The sequence below is a fragment of the Paraburkholderia sp. BL10I2N1 genome (genome assembly GCF_004361815.1).
In the GTDB taxonomy this organism is placed as follows: domain Bacteria; phylum Pseudomonadota; class Gammaproteobacteria; order Burkholderiales; family Burkholderiaceae; genus Paraburkholderia.
This window is the reverse complement of record NZ_SNWA01000001.1, coordinates 1,171,680-1,191,219: the sequence shown is the minus strand read 5'-3', so window position 1 is coordinate 1,191,219 and position 19,540 is coordinate 1,171,680. Positions and strand designations below refer to the sequence as shown.

Here is a 19,540-nt window from a genome sequence, read left to right as displayed (position 1 = left end):
TATGTGAGAGCCGATGAGTTGGACGTATCAAGCGTTGCTTGACATTGTGTCTGTTCTTCATCATAATCATCAGTTCTCTGCGGAGGGGTGCCCGAGTGGCTAAAGGGGGCAGACTGTAAATCTGTTGGCTTACGCCTACGTTGGTTCGAATCCAACCTCCTCCACCAGAATGCAAGCTGTAGCGAAAGGGAATCGAAAGGTCAATGCGGGTGTAGCTCAATGGTAGAGCAGAAGCCTTCCAAGCTTACGACGAGGGTTCGATTCCCTTCACCCGCTCCAGTATTAGATGCAGCGCCCATGTGGCTCAGTGGTAGAGCACTCCCTTGGTAAGGGAGAGGTCGGCAGTTCGATCCTGCCCATGGGCACCAGAAGTAATCGGTGATTGTTTGCGCCCGGCGCAACGTACGGAAAAATCCTCTTAGGAGTCGAAAATGGCCAAGGGTAAATTCGAGCGGACCAAGCCGCACGTGAACGTCGGCACGATTGGTCACGTTGATCATGGCAAGACCACGCTGACGGCAGCGATCACGACGGTTCTGACCGCGAAGTTCGGCGGCGAAGCGAAGGCATACGACCAGATCGACGCGGCGCCGGAAGAAAAGGCACGCGGTATCACGATCAACACGGCGCACGTGGAATACGAGACGGCGAACCGCCACTATGCCCACGTCGACTGCCCGGGCCACGCTGACTATGTGAAGAACATGATCACGGGCGCAGCGCAGATGGACGGCGCAATCCTGGTGTGCTCGGCTGCAGACGGTCCGATGCCGCAAACGCGTGAGCACATCCTGCTGGCGCGTCAGGTTGGTGTGCCGTACATCATCGTGTTCCTGAACAAGTGCGACATGGTGGACGACGCCGAGCTGCTCGAGCTGGTGGAAATGGAAGTGCGCGAGCTGTTGTCGAAGTACGACTTCCCGGGCGACGAAACGCCGATCATCAAGGGTTCGGCCAAGCTGGCGCTGGAAGGCGACAAGGGCGAACTGGGTGAAGTGGCGATCATGAACCTGGCTGACGCGCTGGACACGTACATCCCGACGCCGGAGCGCGCAGTTGACGGTGCGTTCCTGATGCCGGTGGAAGACGTGTTCTCGATCTCGGGTCGTGGCACGGTGGTGACGGGCCGCGTGGAGCGTGGCGTGGTGAAGGTCGGCGAGGAAATCGAAATTGTCGGTATCAAGCCGACGGTGAAGACGACCTGCACGGGCGTGGAAATGTTCCGCAAGCTGCTCGACCAGGGTCAGGCCGGCGACAACGTGGGTATCCTGCTGCGCGGCACGAAGCGCGAAGACGTGGAGCGTGGTCAGGTGCTGGCCAAGCCGGGTTCGATCACGCCGCACACGCACTTCACGGCAGAAGTGTACGTGCTGAGCAAGGACGAAGGCGGTCGTCATACGCCGTTCTTCAACAACTATCGCCCGCAGTTCTACTTCCGGACGACGGACGTGACGGGTTCGATCGAGTTGCCGAAGGACAAGGAAATGGTGATGCCGGGCGACAACGTGTCGATCACGGTGAAGCTGATCGCGCCGATCGCGATGGAAGAAGGCCTGCGCTTCGCCATCCGTGAAGGTGGCCGTACCGTCGGCGCCGGTGTCGTCGCCAAGATCATCGAGTAAAGCCAGCTAGTTCTCGCTGATCGGTTGTTTCGGGGTTGGCGGTGTCGTCAGCCCCAAAATGGTTTAGGGGTATAGCTCAACTGGCAGAGCGTCGGTCTCCAAAACCGAAGGTTGGGGGTTCGATTCCCTCTGCCCCTGCCAACTCTCGCGCCGCATATGGCGCTCGTTAAGGTGTTATGGCGAATCCTTCCGTCGAAACTGTGAATACTTCCGGCGACAAGCTGATGCTCGTCGCGGGCGTATTGTTGGTCTTGGCCGGGTTCGTGGGGTTCTTCTGGCTCACCGGCCAGGAATGGTACATTCGCGGCGCGGCATTGGCTGTTGGCGCGATTGCGGGTGTGGCAGTCGGTCTTCTGTCTGCTCCCGGCAAAGGGTTCATCGCATTCGCCAAGGACTCGTACAAGGAAGTCCGCAAGGTCGTCTGGCCGACTCGCAAAGAGGCGACACAAACGACGCTGGTGGTATTCGGGTTCGTGCTCGTTATGGCGCTGTTTCTCTGGATTAGCGACAAATCCATTGAATGGGCGATTTTCTCGGTGATTCTGGGTTGGAAATGACATGAATGATACTCCGGTATCCCCGAGCGGTAAGCGTTGGTACGTCGTGCACGCGTACTCCGGCATGGAGAAGAGCGTGCAACGTGCGCTTCAGGAGCGCATTGAGCGCGCCGGCATGCAAGACAAATTTGGCCAGATTCTTGTCCCGACAGAAGAAGTCGTCGAGGTAAAGGGCGGTCACAAATCGGTGACAGAACGCCGCTTCTTTCCGGGCTATGTGCTCGTCGAGATGGAAATGACCGACGAAACGTGGCATCTCGTAAAGAACACAGCAAAGGTGACCGGCTTTGTCGGCGGCGCGCGCAACCGTCCAAGCCCGATTTCCCCTCGGGAAGTCGAGAAGATCATGTCGCAGATGCAGGAAGGCGTGGAGAAGCCGCGTCCAAAGACACTGTTTGAAGTGGGTGAGATGATCCGTGTGAAGGATGGTCCGTTCACGGATTTCAACGGAAGCGTAGAAGAAGTGAATTACGAGAAGTCACGCGTTCGCGTTTCCGTCACGATTTTCGGCCGCGCCACGCCGGTGGAACTGGAATTCGGCCAAGTCGAGAAGTTGTAATCCAGATTTTGCGGATCGTGCCATGTGGCTCGATCCGTCTTCGCGCTTACGGTCCGCGTAATGACCGTTGAGGAGCGCAAGTAACCCATCCGGCGAAAGCGCGTTACTACTCACCGAACGCGAACGCGTTCCAACGAGGTTTTCAAAATGGCAAAGAAAATCATCGGCTTTATCAAGCTGCAGATTCCTGCAGGTAAAGCCAACCCGTCGCCACCGGTCGGTCCGGCCTTGGGTCAGCGTGGTCTGAACATCATGGAGTTCTGCAAGGCGTTCAACGCGCAGACTCAAGCAATGGAACCGGGTCTCCCGATTCCGGTCGTGATCACCGCATTTGCGGACAAGAGTTTCACGTTCGTTCTTAAGACGCCGCCGGCAACCGTGCTGATCAAGAAGGCAGCAAAGATCGACAAGGGTTCGAGCAAGCCGCATACCGACAAGGTTGGCAAGATCACCCGTGCGCAGGCTGAAGACATCGCGAAGACCAAGATGCCGGATCTTACGGCAGCTGATTTGGACGCAGCGGTCCGCACGATCGCTGGCAGCGCCCGGTCGATGGGCATCACCGTGGAGGGCGTGTAAATGGCTAAGCTTTCTAAGCGTCTGCAAGCATTTGCAAAAAAGGTCGACCGTCAGAAGCTGTACGCGATCGACGAGGCTCTCTCGCTGGTGAAGGAATGCGCGAGCGCAAAGTTCGATGAGTCGATCGACGTCGCAGTGCAACTCGGCATCGATGCGAAGAAGTCGGACCAGGTCGTTCGTGGTTCGGTGGTTCTGCCGGCCGGTACCGGTAAGTCGGTCCGCGTCGCTGTGTTTGCGCAAGGCGAAAAGGCCGAGCAGGCTCGTGCCGCTGGCGCGGAAATCGTCGGCATGGAAGACCTGGCTGAACAGGTCAAAGCCGGTAACCTGAACTTCGATATCGTGATCGCTTCGCCGGACACAATGCGCGTTGTCGGTACGTTGGGTCAGATTCTCGGTCCCCGCGGCCTGATGCCGAACCCGAAGGTCGGCACGGTCACGCCGGACGTTGCGACTGCAGTCAAGAATGCCAAGGCTGGTCAGGTGCAATTCCGCGTCGACAAGGCAGGGATCATCCACGCGACCATCGGCCGCGCTTCGTTTGAACCGACTGCACTGCGTACGAACCTGAACGCATTGGTCGACGCGTTGCAAAAGGCCAAACCGGCTACGAGCAAGGGCGTTTACCTGCGTAAGGTTGCGCTGTCGAGCACGATGGGCGTGGGTGTTCGCGTCGATCAGGCTTCGCTGGCCGCACAGTAAAAAGATTCTCTGCCCTGGCGCGAGCCGGGGCAGATTTAAGGGCTTTGGGCGGTCGTGAGATGGCAGTATCCATCCAACGACCGGTTATCAAAGACCGTTGGCGGGATCGCAGCAGGCAGGCGCTCCCTTAATGCAAAGCCAACGCAGATGGCGAACCCGAAATGGTTTTGTAGTGATGACGCCGGTTGTCGTTCGCAGCGATGCGAACACCCAACTGGCCGAAATACTCCTGACACGTCGGACGCCGTTGTTGAACGCGGTACACAAGGCGCACGCTGCGTGTATCGAATCTGGAGGCTAACCGTGCCACTCAACAAAGAAAGTAAGCAGGCCGTCGTCGCTGAGGTTTCCGCGCAAGTCGCGAAAGCCCAGACCGTCGTTCTGGCTGAGTATCGTGGGATTGCGGTTGGCGATCTGACCAAGCTGCGCGCGAAAGCGCGCGAGCAACAGGTGTACCTGCGCGTGTTGAAGAACACGCTGGCGCGTCGCGCTGTCGAAGGTACCCCGTTTGCTCCGCTGGCTGAGCAGATGACCGGTCCGCTGATCTACGGCATCTCGGAAGATGCCATTGCTGCTGCGAAGGTTGTTAACGACTTCGCAAAGGGCAATGACAAGTTGGTCATCAAGGCTGGTGCCTACGAAGGCAAGGTGATGGACAAGGCTGGCGTGCAAGCGCTCGCCAACATCCCGAGTCGCGAGGAACTGCTCTCCAAGCTGCTGTTCGTTATGCAAGCACCTGTTTCCGGCTTTGCGCGCGCTCTTGCCGCGCTGGCAGAAAAGAAGCAGAGCGAAGCTGCTTAACGCATTTCAGTTGGGCGTAATTGATCGCTGGCTGTATCCGAATTCAAATTAGGAGTATTTCAAATGGCAATCGCAAAAGATGACATCCTCGAAGCCGTAGGCTCGATGTCGGTTCTGGAACTGAACGAACTGGTCAAGGCGTTCGAAGAAAAGTTTGGCGTGTCGGCAGCTGCTGTTGCAGTGGCAGGCCCGGCTGGCGGCGGCGCTGCTGCTGCAGTTGAAGAGCAAACCGAATTCACGGTCAACCTGACGGAAGTCGGCGCGAACAAGGTTTCGGTGATTAAGGCTGTTCGCGAACTGACTGGTCTCGGCCTGAAGGAAGCGAAGGACCTGGTCGACGGCGCACCGAAGCCTGTTAAGGAAGGTGTTGCCAAGGCTGCAGCTGAAGAAGCCAAGAAGAAGCTGGAAGAAGCAGGCGCGAAGGCTGAAATCAAGTAAGTTTCAGCGCGCTGTGCGAAGGCTGGCGGTTTTCCACCGCCGGCCTTTTTGTGCTTTGTGGGGACGTCGTTTTTGCGTGGTTAATTCAGCAAGAACGTAGCCCTAGAAGCCAAAGAAAACCGCCTTTCGGTAATGTTGACTGGCGTTTCTCTTTGTCTTCTGAAGCGACTGCAGAAGGCAAGTTTGGTCGGGTAGCGGGCAACATAGGCATCCGCTGCCGTCAGCCAGCGGTTGGTAGCGGCCAACCACCAAGCTTCTAGGCTCGTTCAAGCCATCGGACGGCCATCGGGTCTCAGTCGGTGAACACTCGGGTTGTCTCATCAAGGTATCCTGCCTCGACAACAATGCCCGCCGTGATTCGGAGATCGTATGCAATATTCCTTCACCGAGAAGAAGCGTATTCGCAAGAGTTTTGCGAAGCGCCCCATCGTTCACCAGGTTCCTTTCCTGCTGGCTACCCAGCTTGAATCATTCAGCACGTTTCTGCAAGCAGACACGTCATCGACGCAACGCAAGCCGGAGGGTCTGCAAGCGGCGTTCACGTCAGTTTTCCCCATTGTTTCTCACAACGGCTTCGCTCGTCTAGAGTTCGTCAGCTACATGCTGTCGCCGCCGGCATTCAACATCAAGGAGTGTCAGCAGCGCGGTTTGACGTACTGTTCGGCCCTGCGCGCGAAGGTACGTCTGGTTTTGCTCGACAAGGAATCGCCGAGCAAGCCGGTCGTCAAGGAAGTGAAGGAACAGGAAGTGTACATGGGCGAAATTCCGCTCATGACGCCGACCGGTTCGTTTGTCATCAACGGCACGGAGCGCGTGATCGTTTCGCAGCTGCACCGTTCGCCGGGCGTGTTCTTCGAGCACGACAAGGGCAAGACGCACAGCTCGGGCAAACTGCTGTTCTCTGCACGTATCATTCCTTACCGCGGTTCGTGGCTCGATTTCGAGTTCGACCCGAAGGACGTGCTGTACTTCCGCGTCGACCGTCGCCGCAAGATGCCGGTCACGATCCTGCTGAAGGCCATTGGCCTCACGCCGGAACAGATCCTCGCAAACTTCTTCGTGTTCGACAACTTCACGCTGATGCCAGAAGGCGCCCAGATGGAGTTCGTGCCGGAGCGTCTGCGCGGTGAAGTCGCGCGTTTCGACATTACGGATCGTGATGGGAACGTGATTGTCCAGAAGGACAAGCGGATCAACGCCAAGCACATTCGCGACCTCGAAAACGCGAAGACGAAATTCATTTCGGTTCCCGAAGATTATCTTCTCGGCCGCGTACTTGCGAAGAACGTTGTCGACGGTGAAACCGGTGAAGTCATTGCGAACGCGAACGACGAAATCACCGAAACCGTTCTCGAAAAGCTGCGCGAAGCGAAGGTCAAGGATATCCAGACGCTGTATACGAACGATCTGGATCAGGGCCCATACATTTCGTCGACGCTGCGCATCGACGAAACGGCTGACCGCATGGCTGCTCGCATCGCGATCTACCGCATGATGCGCCCGGGCGAACCGCCGACCGAAGAAGCAGTCGAGGCGCTGTTCAACCGTCTGTTCTATAGCGAAGACGCGTACGACCTGTCGAAGGTCGGCCGTATGAAGTTCAACCGCCGGGTCGGCCGTGACGAAATCGTTGGGCCGATGACGCTGCAGGATGATGACATCCTCGCCACGATCAAGATCCTCGTTGAACTGCGTAACGGCAAGGGCGAAGTCGACGACATCGATCACCTGGGCAACCGTCGTGTGCGTTGTGTCGGCGAATTGGCGGAAAACCAGTTCCGCGCCGGTCTCGTGCGCGTCGAGCGCGCGGTCAAGGAGCGTCTGGGTCAGGCTGAAAGCGAAAACCTGATGCCGCACGACCTGATCAACTCGAAGCCGATTTCGTCGGCGATCCGCGAGTTCTTCGGTTCGTCGCAGCTGTCGCAGTTCATGGACCAGACCAACCCGCTGTCGGAAATCACCCACAAGCGCCGTGTTTCGGCACTTGGCCCGGGCGGCCTGACGCGTGAGCGCGCTGGCTTTGAAGTCCGCGACGTTCACCCGACCCACTATGGCCGCGTGTGCCCGATTGAAACGCCGGAAGGTCCGAACATCGGCCTCATCAACTCGCTCGCGTTGTATGCGCACCTGAACGAATATGGCTTCCTCGAAACGCCGTATCGCAAGGTGACGGACGGCAAGGTGACCGATCAAATCGATTACCTGTCGGCGATCGAAGAAGGCCGTTACGTGATCGCCCAGGCGAACGCGGCGGTGGCCGACGATGGCACGCTTACCGACGAGCTGGTTTCGTCGCGTGAAGCGGGTGAAACGCTGATGGTTACGCCGGACCGCATCCAGTACATGGACGTGGCGCCGTCGCAGATCGTGTCGGTGGCAGCATCGCTGATTCCGTTCCTCGAGCACGATGACGCGAACCGCGCATTGATGGGCTCGAACATGCAGCGTCAGGCTGTGCCGTGCCTGCGTCCTGAAAAGGCCGTGGTCGGTACGGGTATCGAACGCACGGTGGCAGTCGACTCGGGTACGACGGTTCAGGCATTCCGCGGCGGCGTCGTCGACTACGTCGATGCAGGCCGTATCGTGATTCGCGTGAACGACGACGAAGCAGTCGCCGGCGAAGTGGGTGTCGATATCTACAACCTGATCAAGTACACGCGTTCGAACCAGAACACGAACATCAACCAGCGCCCGATCGTAAAGGTCGGCGACCTCGTGTCGCGTGGCGACGTGCTGGCAGATGGTGCATCGACCGACCTCGGCGAACTGGCTCTCGGCCAGAACATGCTGGTCGCGTTCATGCCGTGGAACGGCTACAACTTCGAAGACTCGATCCTGATCTCCGAAAAGGTCGTGGCTGACGATCGTTACACGTCGATCCACATCGAAGAACTGAACGTCGTCGCTCGCGACACGAAGCTCGGGCCGGAAGAAATCACGCGCGACATCTCGAACCTGGCTGAAGTGCAACTCGGCCGTCTGGACGAGTCGGGCATCGTGTATATCGGCGCCGAAGTCGAAGCGGGCGACGTGCTGGTCGGCAAGGTCACGCCGAAGGGCGAAACCCAGCTGACGCCGGAAGAAAAGCTGCTGCGCGCGATTTTCGGCGAGAAGGCTTCGGACGTGAAGGATACGTCTCTGCGCGTGCCGTCGGGCATGAGCGGCACCGTGATCGACGTGCAGGTGTTCACGCGTGAAGGCATCCAGCGCGACAAGCGCGCGCAACAGATCATCGACGATGAACTGAAGCGTTATCGCCTCGACCTGAACGACCAGTTGCGTATCGTGGAAGGCGACGCGTTCCAGCGTCTCGCACGTATGCTGGAAGGCAAGGTTGCGAACGGTGGTCCGAAGAAGCTCGCGAAGGGTACGAAGATCGAGCAGGCGTATCTGCAGGATCTGGATCATTACCACTGGTTCGACATCCGCCTCGCGGACGAAGACGCGGCGGCACAGCTCGAAGCGATCAAGGATTCGATCGAACAGAAGCGTCACCAGTTCGACCTCGCCTTCGAAGAGAAGCGCAAGAAGCTCACGCAGGGCGACGAATTGCCGCCGGGCGTGCTGAAGATGGTCAAGGTGTATCTGGCTGTGAAGCGTCGTCTGCAGCCCGGCGACAAGATGGCCGGCCGTCACGGTAACAAGGGTGTGGTGTCGAAGATCGTGCCGATCGAAGACATGCCGTACATGGCAGACGGCCGTCCGGCCGACGTCGTGCTAAATCCGCTCGGCGTGCCGTCGCGGATGAACGTGGGTCAGGTTCTCGAAGTGCATCTGGGTTGGGCCGCGAAGGGTCTCGGCTGGCGTATCGGCGAAATGCTGCAGCGTCAGGCGAAGATTGCTGAACTGCGCGAATTCCTGACGAAGATCTACAACGAGTCGGGCCGCTCCGAAGAGCTGGACAGCTTCTCAGACGACGAAATCGTCGAACTGGCGAAGAACCTGCGCGAAGGCGTGCCGTTCGCAACACCGGTGTTCGACGGTGCGACCGAAGAAGAAATGTCGCGCGCGCTGGATCTGGCATTCCCGGACGACATCGCGAAGCAACTCGGCATGACGAAGTCGAAGAACCAGGTGCGTCTGTACGACGGCCGCACGGGTGAAGCGTTCGAGCGCACTGTCACGGTCGGCTACATGCACTACCTGAAACTGCACCACCTGGTCGACGACAAGATGCACGCGCGTTCGACAGGTCCGTACTCGCTCGTGACGCAGCAACCGTTGGGCGGTAAGGCGCAGTTCGGTGGCCAGCGTTTCGGTGAAATGGAAGTGTGGGCGCTCGAAGCGTACGGCGCATCGTACGTGCTGCAGGAAATGCTGACGGTGAAGTCGGACGACGTGACGGGCCGGACCAAGGTGTACGAGAACCTGGTCAAGGGCGATCACGTGATCGACGCCGGCATGCCGGAATCCTTCAACGTGTTGGTGAAGGAAATCCGCTCGCTCGGTATCGACATCGACCTCGACCGCAACTAATCGGACTACGGAGAGAAGGCAATGAAAGCTCTGCTCGATCTATTCAAGCAAGTCCAACAAGAAGAAGTTTTTGACGCGATCAAGATCGGTCTGGCCTCGCCGGACAAGATCCGTTCGTGGTCCTTCGGTGAAGTCAAGAAGCCGGAAACCATCAACTACCGCACGTTCAAGCCGGAGCGCGATGGTCTGTTCTGCGCGAAGATTTTCGGGCCGATCAAGGACTACGAATGTCTGTGCGGCAAGTACAAGCGCCTGAAGCACCGTGGCGTGATCTGCGAGAAGTGCGGCGTTGAAGTGACGCTCGCGAAGGTGCGTCGTGAACGGATGGGCCACATCGAACTGGCCTCGCCGGTTGCGCACATCTGGTTCCTGAAGTCGCTGCCGTCGCGTCTGGGCATGGTGCTCGACATGACGTTGCGCGACATCGAACGCGTGCTGTACTTCGAAGCATATGTGGTGATCGATCCGGGCATGACGCCGCTGAAAGCGCGGCAGATCATGACCGAGGAGGATTACTACAACAAGGTCGAAGAATACGGTGATGAATTCCGTGCCGAAATGGGCGCGGAAGGCGTGCGCGAACTGCTGCGCGCGATCAACATCGACGAGCAGGTCGAACTGCTGCGCACGGAACTGAAGAACACCGGTTCGGAAGCGAAGATCAAGAAGTACGCGAAGCGCCTGAAGGTACTCGAGGCGTTCCAGCGTTCGGGCATCAAGCCTGACTGGATGGTGCTCGAAGTGCTGCCGGTGCTGCCGCCGGAACTGCGTCCGCTGGTGCCGCTCGACGGCGGCCGTTTCGCGACGTCGGACCTGAACGACCTGTATCGCCGCGTGATCAACCGTAACAACCGGTTGAAGCGTCTGCTCGAACTGAAGGCGCCTGAAATCATCGTCCGCAACGAAAAGCGGATGCTGCAGGAAGCCGTCGATTCGCTGCTCGACAACGGTCGTCGCGGCAAGGCGATGACGGGCGCGAACAAGCGTCCGCTGAAGTCGCTCGCCGACATGATCAAGGGTAAGGGCGGTCGTTTCCGTCAGAACCTGCTGGGCAAGCGCGTTGACTACTCGGGCCGTTCGGTCATCGTGGTCGGCCCGACGCTGAAGCTGCATCAGTGCGGTCTGCCGAAGCTGATGGCGCTCGAACTGTTCAAGCCGTTCATCTTCAACAAGCTGGAAGTGATGGGCGTCGCGACGACCATCAAGGCTGCGAAGAAGGAAGTCGAGAACCAGACGCCGGTCGTGTGGGACATCCTCGAAGAGGTGATCCGCGAACATCCGGTGATGCTGAACCGCGCGCCGACGCTGCACCGTCTTGGCATTCAGGCTTTCGAGCCGGTGCTGATCGAAGGCAAGGCTATCCAGCTGCACCCGCTCGTCTGCGCGGCGTTCAACGCCGACTTCGACGGTGACCAGATGGCCGTTCACGTGCCGCTGTCGCTTGAAGCGCAGATGGAAGCGCGCACGCTGATGCTGGCGTCGAACAACGTCCTGTTCCCGGCCAACGGCGATCCGTCGATCGTGCCGTCGCAGGATATCGTGCTCGGCCTGTACTACGCGACGCGTGAAGCTGTGAACGCCAAGGGCGAAGGCCTGACGTTCACCGGCGTGTCCGAAGTGCTGCGTGCGTACGAAAACAAGGAAGTCGAGCTGGCCTCGCGCGTCAACGTTCGGATCACGGAAATGGTCCATAACGAAGACACGTCCGAAGGTGCGCCGAAATTCGTGCCGAAAATCGCGCTGTACGCGACCACCGTCGGCCGCTCGATCCTCTCCGAGATTCTGCCGCCGGGCCTGCCGTTCTCGGTGCTGAACAAGCCGCTGAAGAAGAAGGAAATCTCGCGCCTCATCAACACGGCATTCCGCAAGTGCGGTCTGCGCGAGACGGTGATTTTCGCCGACCAGTTGATGCAGTCGGGTTTCCGTCTGGCAACGCGCGCCGGTATTTCGATCTGTGTCGACGACATGCTCGTGCCGCCGCAGAAGGAAACGATCGTCGGCGATGCGGCGAAGAAGGTGAAGGAATACGACCGTCAGTACATGTCGGGTCTCGTCACCGCACAGGAACGCTACAACAACGTGGTCGACATCTGGTCGGCAACGTCTGAAGCGGTCGGCAAGGCGATGATGGAGCAGCTGTCGACGGAGCCGGTGACGGACCGCGACGGCAACGAGACGCGTCAGGAGTCGTTCAACTCCATCTATATGATGGCCGACTCGGGCGCGCGGGGTTCCGCAGTCCAGATCCGTCAGCTGGCCGGTATGCGTGGCCTGATGGCGAAGCCGGACGGTTCGATTATCGAGACGCCGATTACGGCGAACTTCCGCGAAGGCCTGAACGTGTTGCAGTACTTCATCTCGACCCACGGTGCACGTAAGGGTCTGGCTGATACGGCACTGAAGACGGCGAACTCGGGCTACCTGACGCGTCGTCTCGTCGACGTGACGCAGGATCTCGTCGTGGTCGAAGACGATTGCGGTACGTCGAACGGCGTAGCGATGAAGGCACTGGTCGAAGGCGGTGAAGTCGTCGAAGCGCTGCGTGACCGTATCCTCGGTCGCGTTGCGGTGGCCGACGTCGTCAATCCGGAAACGCAGGAAACGCTGTACGAATCGGGCACGCTGCTCGACGAAGATGCAGTGGAAGAAATCGAGCGCCTCGGCATCGATGAGGTGCGCGTGCGCACGCCGCTTACCTGCGAAACGCGTTATGGTCTGTGCGCGGCCTGCTACGGTCGCGACCTGGGCCGCGGCTCGTCGGTCAACGTCGGTGAAGCAGTCGGCGTGATCGCTGCGCAGTCGATTGGTGAACCGGGCACGCAGCTGACGATGCGTACGTTTCACATCGGTGGTGCGGCATCTCGTGCGGCCGTGGCTTCGTCGGTTGAAGCCAAGTCGAACGGTACGGTTCGTTTCACGTCGACGATGCGTTACGTGACGAATGCGAAGGGCGAGCAGATCGTCATCTCGCGTTCAGGCGAAGCAATGATCACCGACGACCACGGCCGTGAGCGTGAACGCCACAAAGTCCCGTACGGTGCGACGCTGCTGCAGCTCGACGGTGCGCAGATCAAGGCAGGCACGCAGCTGGCCACGTGGGATCCGATGACGCGTCCGATCATCACTGAGTACGGTGGTACGGTGAAGTTCGAAAACGTCGAGGAAGGCGTGACGGTCGCCAAGCAGATCGACGACGTGACGGGTCTTTCGACGCTCGTCGTGATCGACGTGAAGCGCCGCGGTTCGCAGGCCTCGAAGAGCGTGCGACCGCAGGTGAAACTGCTCGACGCGAACGGCGAGGAAGTGAAGATTCCGAACACCGAGCATTCGGTGCAGATCGGCTTCCAGGTCGGCGCTCTGATCACGGTGAAGGACGGTCAGCAGGTGCAGGTCGGTGAAGTGCTCGCACGTATCCCGACTGAATCGCAGAAGACGCGTGACATTACCGGTGGTCTGCCGCGCGTGGCGGAACTGTTCGAAGCACGTTCGCCGAAGGACGCCGGCATTCTCGCGGAAGTCACGGGTACGACGTCGTTCGGTAAGGACACGAAGGGCAAGCAGCGTCTCGTTATCACGGACCTCGAAGGCAACCAGCACGAGTTCCTGATCGCGAAGGAAAAGCAGGTTCTGGTGCACGATGGTCAGGTCGTCAACAAGGGCGAAATGATTGTCGACGGGCCGGCGGATCCGCACGACATCCTGCGTCTGCAGGGCGTTGAAGCGCTGTCGCGTTACATCGTGGACGAAGTGCAGGACGTGTACCGTCTGCAGGGCGTGAAGATCAATGACAAGCACATTGAAGTGATCGTGCGTCAGATGTTGCGTCGCGTGCAGATCGTGGACAACGGCGATACGCGTTTCATCCCGGGCGAACAGGTGGAGCGGTCGGACATGCTCGACGAAAACGACCGGATGATCGCGGAAGACAAGCGTCCGGCGACGTACGAAAACGTACTGCTCGGTATCACGAAGGCGTCGCTGTCGACCGATTCGTTCATCTCTGCGGCGTCGTTCCAGGAAACGACCCGCGTGCTGACCGAAGCGGCGATCATGGGCAAGCGCGACGATCTGCGTGGCCTGAAGGAAAACGTGATCGTGGGCCGTCTGATTCCGGCCGGTACGGGTCTCGCGTTCCACAAGGCACGCAAGAGCAAGGAGCTTTCCGACCGCGAGCGTTTCGACCAGATCGCGGCCGAAGAGGCCTTCGAGTTTGGTACACCGGAAACCCCGGCGGCCGAACAGCAGCACTCCGGCGAGTAAGTCCGGGCGGCGCAAGCCGCCTGGCCTCACCAGCCAGCGAAGCCGCTCAGTTTCGACTGAGCGGCTTTTTTTATGCCCGCTTTTGCTCCCGTTTATCGGCCAGTTGACTAACGTTCGCACGACGTGCGGGCGGGAGCCAAATGCGTTGGTAAAATCCGGCTCATCGGCAATTGGTTGTCTCCTTCCTAATTCATGTCCCGCTCCCTCGAAATTCTTAACGAAGTTTTTGGTTACCCCGCGTTCCGAGGGCAGCAGGGCGAGATCGTCGAACACGTCGCGGCCGGCGGAGATTCGCTCGTCCTGATGCCGACGGGCGGCGGCAAATCGCTCTGCTACCAGATTCCGTCACTGGTTCGTCGCGAGGCGGGGCTGGGCGCCGGTATTGTCGTGTCACCGCTCATCGCACTGATGCAGGATCAGGTCGCGGCGCTCACTGAAGTTGGCGTGCGAGCGGCTTACCTCAATTCGACGCTGTCCGGTGCCGAAGCGGCCGCCACAGAGCGAGCGTTGCGCGAGGGTGAGATCGACCTGCTCTACGTTGCACCGGAGCGTTTGATGACGCCGCGCTTTCTTGAATTGCTCGAGCGGGCGCGCATTGGACTCTTCGCGATCGACGAAGCACATTGCGTGTCGCAATGGGGACACGATTTCCGTCCCGAATACATTCAGTTGTCGGTGCTGCATGAGCGGTTTCCGGCGGTGCCGCGCATTGCGCTGACAGCCACAGCAGACGCGATTACGCGCGAAGAGATCGTGCAGCGTCTCGCGCTGGAGGACGCCCGAATCTTCGTGTCCAGCTTCGATCGGCCAAACATCCGATACCGGATCGCGGAAAAGGACAACGCGCGTGCGCAGTTGCTGGACTTCATTCGAGCAGAACATTCGAAGCCAGACGGAACGACCGACGCTGGCGTCGTCTACTGTCTGTCGCGCCGCAAGGTGGAGGAAACCGCCGACTGGTTGAAGGGGCAGGGCGTGCGCGCGTTGCCCTATCACGCCGGAATGGACTTCGAAGTCCGTCAGAAGCACCAGGAGATGTTCCAGCGGGAAGAGGGGATCGTCATGTGCGCAACGATCGCTTTCGGCATGGGCATCGACAAACCCGACGTTCGTTTCGTCGCGCATCTGGATCTGCCGAAGAGCGTCGAGGGCTATTACCAGGAAACCGGCCGCGCCGGTCGCGACGGTATGCCAGCGAACGCCTGGATGTCGTACGGTCTCGGGGATGTCGTGCAGCAGCGCAAGATGATCGACGAATCCGACGCTGACGATGCCCACAAACGCGTTCAGACCGGCAAGCTGGACGCGCTGCTCGGTTTGTGCGAAACGGCATCGTGCCGGCGGGTGCGCCTGCTCGCCTATTTCGGCGAATCGAGTCAACCTTGCGGCAACTGTGATACTTGCCTTGAGCCGCCAGCCGCATGGGACGCGACACGTGAGGCGCAGATGGCCCTTTCGTGCGTATTCCGGGCGCAGCGCGCGAGCGGCTTCCATTTCGGCGCCGGCCACCTGATCGACATCCTGCGCGGGAATCGCAGTGAGAAGATTCTGCAGCGCGGACACGACCAGTTGAGTACATTTGGCATAGGCGCGGCGCTTTCGGAACCGGAATGGCGTGCCGTCTTCCGGCAACTGGTCGCATTCGGTTTTCTGACAGTGGATCACGAGGGCTACGGCTCCCTTGTGCTCACCGAGGCGAGCAAAGCGGTACTGAAGGGCGAACAGAAGGTCACCCTGCGCCGTTACGTAAAACCTGTCCGGACCCGCCAGTCGTCCGGCCGTACAAGTGAACGCGCCGATCCGACGCTCGGCATGGGCCCGCGCGAGCGAGCCCGCTGGGAGCGACTACGCGCATGGCGGACCGAAACTGCCAAAAGCGACGGTGTGCCCGCTTACGTGATTTTTCACGATGCCACGCTCGCTGAAATCGCGCGCAGCGATCCGGGGACGATAGACGATTTGCGCCACATTCCGGGCATGGGCGCTCGCAAACTCGACCGGTTCGGGGAGGAGTTGCTCGAAGTCGTCGGCGCCGATTGACACGGACCGGCTACCGGCGGAGGCGCAAATCCTCGCAAGCTGTTGACTCCCTTAGCATTTTCGGAATATTATGCTAGGTTCCGGTTCTTGGAATGCCTGTGTGCGAAGTCGATTCGCAGCAGGTGTAGGGAATCGGAGTTCGATGCGCAATCGTTTCTGCTTTGCCCGGAAACAGATGCGTCGATTTTGTTCAATTTCAGGAATAAACAATGCCAACCATCAATCAACTGGTTCGCAAAGGCCGCGCTTCGGAAACAGTGAAGAGCAAGAGCCCGGCTTTGCAGGACTGCCCCCAGCGTCGCGGCGTGTGCACCCGTGTGTACACCACGACGCCGAAGAAGCCGAACTCGGCACTTCGTAAGGTCGCCAAGGTGCGTCTGACGAACGGCTTCGAAGTGATTTCGTACATCGGTGGTGAAGGCCACAACCTGCAGGAACACTCGGTCGTGCTGATTCGCGGCGGCCGTGTGAAGGACTTGCCGGGCGTGCGTTACCACATGGTTCGTGGCTCGCTGGATACCCAGGGCGTCAAGGATCGTAAGCAGGCTCGCTCGAAGTACGGTGCGAAGCGTGCCAAGGCCGGCAAGTAAGCTGCCAGTCAGAAGTTTCAGGTCGCCTGAAAGGGCGGTAATGGCGGTGGTGCCGGATTAGCCGGTGCTGTCGAGTAAGTGGTCACCCGACCAGGCTGGTAAGTCGTAAGAGATGAATCGGGTTAGTTGGTGGCCGCGGGGCTGAAATAGCTCCAACTGAAAAGGTAAAGGAAGAAACATGCCGCGTCGTCGCGAAGTCCCCAAGCGGGAAGTGTTGCCGGATCCGAAGTTCGGTAACGTAGATGTAGCCAAGTTCATGAACGTGCTGATGCTCTCCGGCAAGAAGTCGGTTGCCGAGCGTATCGTGTACGGCGCTTTTGAACAGATCCAGACCAAGGGTGGCAAGGACCCGCTGGAAGTGTTCACGGTAGCGCTCAACAACGTGAAGCCGGTGGTCGAAGTGAAGAGCCGACGCGTTGGTGGTGCGAACTATCAAGTTCCGGTCGAAGTGCGTCCGTCGCGTCGTATGGCATTGGCGATGCGTTGGCTGCGCGAGGCTGCGAAAAAGCGCAGCGAGAAGTCGATGGCCCTGCGTCTGGCGGGTGAACTGAGCGAAGCGGCCGAAGGCCGTGGTGGCGCGATGAAGAAGCGCGACGAAGTTCACCGGATGGCAGAAGCCAACAAGGCGTTCTCGCACTTCCGTTTCTAAGCCTCCCGACCCCGGGTTAGCTGAAGAAATCGGAAAGAAATTCCGGGCGGGTGCGCTTACAAAGCGCCTCGCCCGTTTGTGTTACAGCGCGATGAGTATCTTTTCGCATCGCGCCATCCCAATAGAGGATCAAAGTGGCTCGCAAGACACCTATCGAGCGCTACCGCAATATCGGTATTAGCGCTCACATCGACGCCGGCAAAACGACGACGACCGAGCGCATCCTGTTCTACACCGGCGTGAACCACAAGATTGGTGAAGTGCACGACGGCGCAGCAACAATGGACTGGATGGAGCAGGAGCAGGAGCGTGGTATTACCATCACGTCCGCTGCTACGACCGCCTTCTGGAAGGGCATGGCAGGCGATCGCCCTGAACACCGCATCAACATCATCGACACCCCGGGCCACGTTGACTTCACGATTGAAGTTGAGCGCTCGATGCGCGTGCTCGATGGCGCATGCATGGTGTACTGCGCAGTGGGCGGCGTGCAACCGCAGTCGGAAACCGTGTGGCGCCAGGCAAACAAGTACAAGGTTCCCCGTCTCGCATTCATCAACAAGATGGACCGTACCGGCGCGAACTTCTTCAAGGTCTACGACCAGCTGAAGCTGCGTCTGAAGGCGAACCCGGTTCCGGTCGTGGTGCCTATCGGTGCTGAAGAAACGTTCACGGGCGTCGTTGATCTGCTGAAAATGAAAGCGATCATTTGGGACGAAGCGTCCCAAGGCACGAAGTTCTCGTACGAAGAGATTCCGGCGGAACTCGTCGACTCGTGCAATGAATGGCGTGAAAAGATGGTCGAAGCTGCGGCTGAGTCGAGCGAAGATCTGATGAACAAGTACCTCGAGTCGGGTGAGCTGACGGAAGAGGAAATCATCAAGGGTTTGCGCGACCGGACGATCGCTTGCGAAATCCAGCCGATGCTGTGCGGCACCGCCTTCAAGAACAAGGGCGTGCAACGGATGCTGGACGCCGTGCTCGATTTCCTGCCGTCGCCGATCGACATCCCGCCGGTTACCGGCGAGCTCGAAAACGGTGAAAAGGGTGAGCGCCGCGCCGCTGACGACGAAAAGTTCGCGGCACTGGCATTCAAGATCATGACCGACCCGTTCGTCGGCCAGCTGATCTTCTTCCGCGTGTATTCCGGCGTCGTTAATTCTGGCGACACGGTGCTGAACGCGACGAAGGACAAGAAGGAGCGTCTGGGTCGTATTCTGCAGATGCACGCAAACCAGCGCGAAGAAATCAAGGAAGTGCGCGCAGGCGACATCGCTGCGGCAGTTGGCCTGAAAGACGCGACCACCGGCGACACGCTGTGCGATCCGCAAAACCCGATCGTGCTCGAACGCATGATTTTCCCGGAACCGGTGATTTCGCAGGCTGTTGAGCCGAAGACGAAGCCGGACCAGGAAAAAATGGGTCTGGCGCTCAATCGTCTGGCTCAGGAAGATCCGTCGTTCCGTGTTCAAACGGACGAGGAATCGGGGCAAACGATTATTTCGGGTATGGGCGAGCTGCACCTCGAAATTCTGGTCGACCGGATGAAGCGTGAATTCGGCGTCGAAGCGACGGTCGGCAAGCCGCAGGTGGCTTACCGCGAAACGATCCGCAGCAAGGCGGAAGACGTCGACGGCAAGTTCGTCAAGCAGTCGGGTGGTCGCGGCCAGTATGGCCACGCGGTCATCACGCTCGAGCCGAACGAGCAAGGCAAGGGCTACGAGTTCCTGGACGAAATCAAGGGCGGTGTGATTCCGCGTGAATACATCCCGGCAGTCGACAAAGGTATCCAGGAAACGCTGAAGGCTGGCGTGCTGGCAGGTTTCCCGGTCGTTGACGTGAAGGTTCACCTGACGTTCGGCTCGTACCACGATGTTGACTCGAACGAAAACGCGTTCCGCATGGCCGGTTCGATGGCGTTCAAGGAAGCAATGCGCAAGGCGAGCCCGGTTATCCTCGAGCCGATGATGGCCGTCGAGGTCGAAACGCCGGAAGACTACATGGGCAACGTGATGGGCGACCTGTCGGGTCGTCGCGGTATCGTTCAGGGCATGGACGACATGGTTGGCGGTGGCAAGATCGTTCGCGCAGAAGTCCCGCTGTCGGAAATGTTCGGCTACTCGACGTCGCTGCGTTCGTTGACGCAGGGTCGTGCGACGTACACGATGGAGTTCAAGCACTACTCCGAAGCGCCGCGTAACGTCTCCGAAGCGATCATCAACGCGAAGTCGAAGTAAGCAGGCGACACGTCACATCCCATTCAACTTTTT

13 protein-coding genes and 4 tRNA genes are annotated in these 19,540 nt (G+C 59.3%); all 17 read left to right on the top strand.

Translation table 11 applies throughout. The annotated features are described in order from the left end of the window. The first annotated feature begins 81 nt into the window (after window positions 1–81). The 17 genes from B0G77_RS05640 (at window position 82) to fusA (ending at window position 19,507) form a co-directional block, all read left to right on the top strand. Window positions 82–167, top strand: a tRNA-Tyr gene (locus B0G77_RS05640). A 38-nt stretch (window positions 168–205) separates the two neighbouring features. Then, window positions 206–279, top strand: a tRNA-Gly gene (locus B0G77_RS05635). Window positions 280–293: 14 nt separating this feature from the next. Further along, window positions 294–368: transfer RNA gene (locus B0G77_RS05630), tRNA-Thr, on the top strand. Window positions 369–431: 63 nt separating this feature from the next. Next, a complete protein-coding gene (gene tuf, locus B0G77_RS05625; protein WP_133661213.1) occupies window positions 432–1,622 on the top strand; it encodes an elongation factor Tu in 1,191 nt (396 codons plus the stop codon). A gap of 65 nt (window positions 1,623–1,687) precedes the next feature. Beyond that, window positions 1,688–1,763 (top strand) — tRNA-Trp (locus B0G77_RS05620). A gap of 35 nt (window positions 1,764–1,798) precedes the next feature. Further along, window positions 1,799–2,179, top strand: a complete 381-nt coding sequence (gene secE / locus B0G77_RS05615; protein ID WP_133661222.1) for a preprotein translocase subunit SecE — start codon at window positions 1,799–1,801, stop codon at window positions 2,177–2,179. Between the two features lies 1 nt (window position 2,180). Beyond that, complete coding sequence (gene nusG, locus B0G77_RS05610) at window positions 2,181–2,738, top strand: transcription termination/antitermination protein NusG (protein ID WP_133661221.1); 558 nt, start codon at window positions 2,181–2,183, stop codon at window positions 2,736–2,738. Between the two features lie 147 nt (window positions 2,739–2,885). After that, window positions 2,886–3,317: a 50S ribosomal protein L11 gene (gene rplK, locus B0G77_RS05605; RefSeq protein ID WP_042329781.1), complete on the top strand. Its 432-nt coding sequence runs from the start codon at window positions 2,886–2,888 to the stop codon at window positions 3,315–3,317. Next, complete coding sequence (gene rplA, locus B0G77_RS05600; RefSeq protein ID WP_133661220.1) at window positions 3,318–4,016, top strand: 50S ribosomal protein L1; 699 nt, start codon at window positions 3,318–3,320, stop codon at window positions 4,014–4,016. It abuts the gene before it with no gap. 303 nt (window positions 4,017–4,319) lie between these two features. Then, window positions 4,320–4,817 (top strand): 50S ribosomal protein L10, encoded by a 498-nt coding sequence (gene rplJ, locus B0G77_RS05595; protein WP_133661219.1) that lies wholly within the window; start codon window positions 4,320–4,322, stop codon window positions 4,815–4,817. A gap of 63 nt (window positions 4,818–4,880) precedes the next feature. Continuing rightward, window positions 4,881–5,255, top strand: coding sequence for a 50S ribosomal protein L7/L12 (gene rplL, locus B0G77_RS05590; RefSeq protein WP_133661218.1), 375 nt, complete (start codon window positions 4,881–4,883; stop codon window positions 5,253–5,255). A 369-nt stretch (window positions 5,256–5,624) separates the two neighbouring features. After that, on the top strand, window positions 5,625–9,731 hold the full coding sequence (rpoB, locus tag B0G77_RS05585; RefSeq protein WP_133661217.1) for a DNA-directed RNA polymerase subunit beta: 4,107 nt from the start codon (window positions 5,625–5,627) through the stop codon (window positions 9,729–9,731). Window positions 9,732–9,752: 21 nt separating this feature from the next. After that, window positions 9,753–13,991, top strand: a complete 4,239-nt coding sequence (rpoC, locus tag B0G77_RS05580) for a DNA-directed RNA polymerase subunit beta' (protein ID WP_133661216.1) — start codon at window positions 9,753–9,755, stop codon at window positions 13,989–13,991. A 192-nt stretch (window positions 13,992–14,183) separates the two neighbouring features. Next, window positions 14,184–16,031, top strand: coding sequence for a DNA helicase RecQ (gene recQ, locus B0G77_RS05575; protein WP_133661215.1), 1,848 nt, complete (start codon window positions 14,184–14,186; stop codon window positions 16,029–16,031). Between the two features lie 209 nt (window positions 16,032–16,240). Continuing rightward, window positions 16,241–16,621, top strand: a complete 381-nt coding sequence (gene rpsL, locus B0G77_RS05570; protein WP_035935550.1) for a 30S ribosomal protein S12 — start codon at window positions 16,241–16,243, stop codon at window positions 16,619–16,621. A gap of 178 nt (window positions 16,622–16,799) precedes the next feature. Then, entirely contained in the window at window positions 16,800–17,270 is a 471-nt protein-coding gene (gene rpsG / locus B0G77_RS05565) for a 30S ribosomal protein S7 (RefSeq protein ID WP_006053291.1), read from the top strand. Between the two features lie 134 nt (window positions 17,271–17,404). Then, complete coding sequence (gene fusA, locus B0G77_RS05560) at window positions 17,405–19,507, top strand: elongation factor G (RefSeq protein ID WP_133661214.1); 2,103 nt, start codon at window positions 17,405–17,407, stop codon at window positions 19,505–19,507. Window positions 19,508–19,540 lie beyond the last annotated feature (33 nt).

Excerpts from the sequence above, each read along its gene's own strand:
- rplA (WP_133661220.1), top strand. The coding sequence starts at position 3,318 with ATGGCTAAGCTTTCTAAGCGTCTGCAAGCATTTGCAAAAAAGGTCGAC.
- tuf (WP_133661213.1), top strand. The coding sequence starts at position 432 with ATGGCCAAGGGTAAATTCGAGCGGACCAAGCCGCACGTGAACGTCGGC.
- rpsG (WP_006053291.1), top strand. The coding sequence starts at position 16,800 with ATGCCGCGTCGTCGCGAAGTCCCCAAGCGGGAAGTGTTGCCGGATCCG.
- recQ (WP_133661215.1), top strand. The coding sequence starts at position 14,184 with ATGTCCCGCTCCCTCGAAATTCTTAACGAAGTTTTTGGTTACCCCGCG.
- secE (WP_133661222.1), top strand. The coding sequence starts at position 1,799 with ATGGCGAATCCTTCCGTCGAAACTGTGAATACTTCCGGCGACAAGCTG.
- nusG (WP_133661221.1), top strand. The coding sequence starts at position 2,181 with ATGAATGATACTCCGGTATCCCCGAGCGGTAAGCGTTGGTACGTCGTG.
- rpsL (WP_035935550.1), top strand. The coding sequence starts at position 16,241 with ATGCCAACCATCAATCAACTGGTTCGCAAAGGCCGCGCTTCGGAAACA.
- rpoC (WP_133661216.1), top strand. The coding sequence starts at position 9,753 with ATGAAAGCTCTGCTCGATCTATTCAAGCAAGTCCAACAAGAAGAAGTT.
- rpoB (WP_133661217.1), top strand. The coding sequence starts at position 5,625 with ATGCAATATTCCTTCACCGAGAAGAAGCGTATTCGCAAGAGTTTTGCG.
- rplK (WP_042329781.1), top strand. The coding sequence starts at position 2,886 with ATGGCAAAGAAAATCATCGGCTTTATCAAGCTGCAGATTCCTGCAGGT.
- rplL (WP_133661218.1), top strand. The coding sequence starts at position 4,881 with ATGGCAATCGCAAAAGATGACATCCTCGAAGCCGTAGGCTCGATGTCG.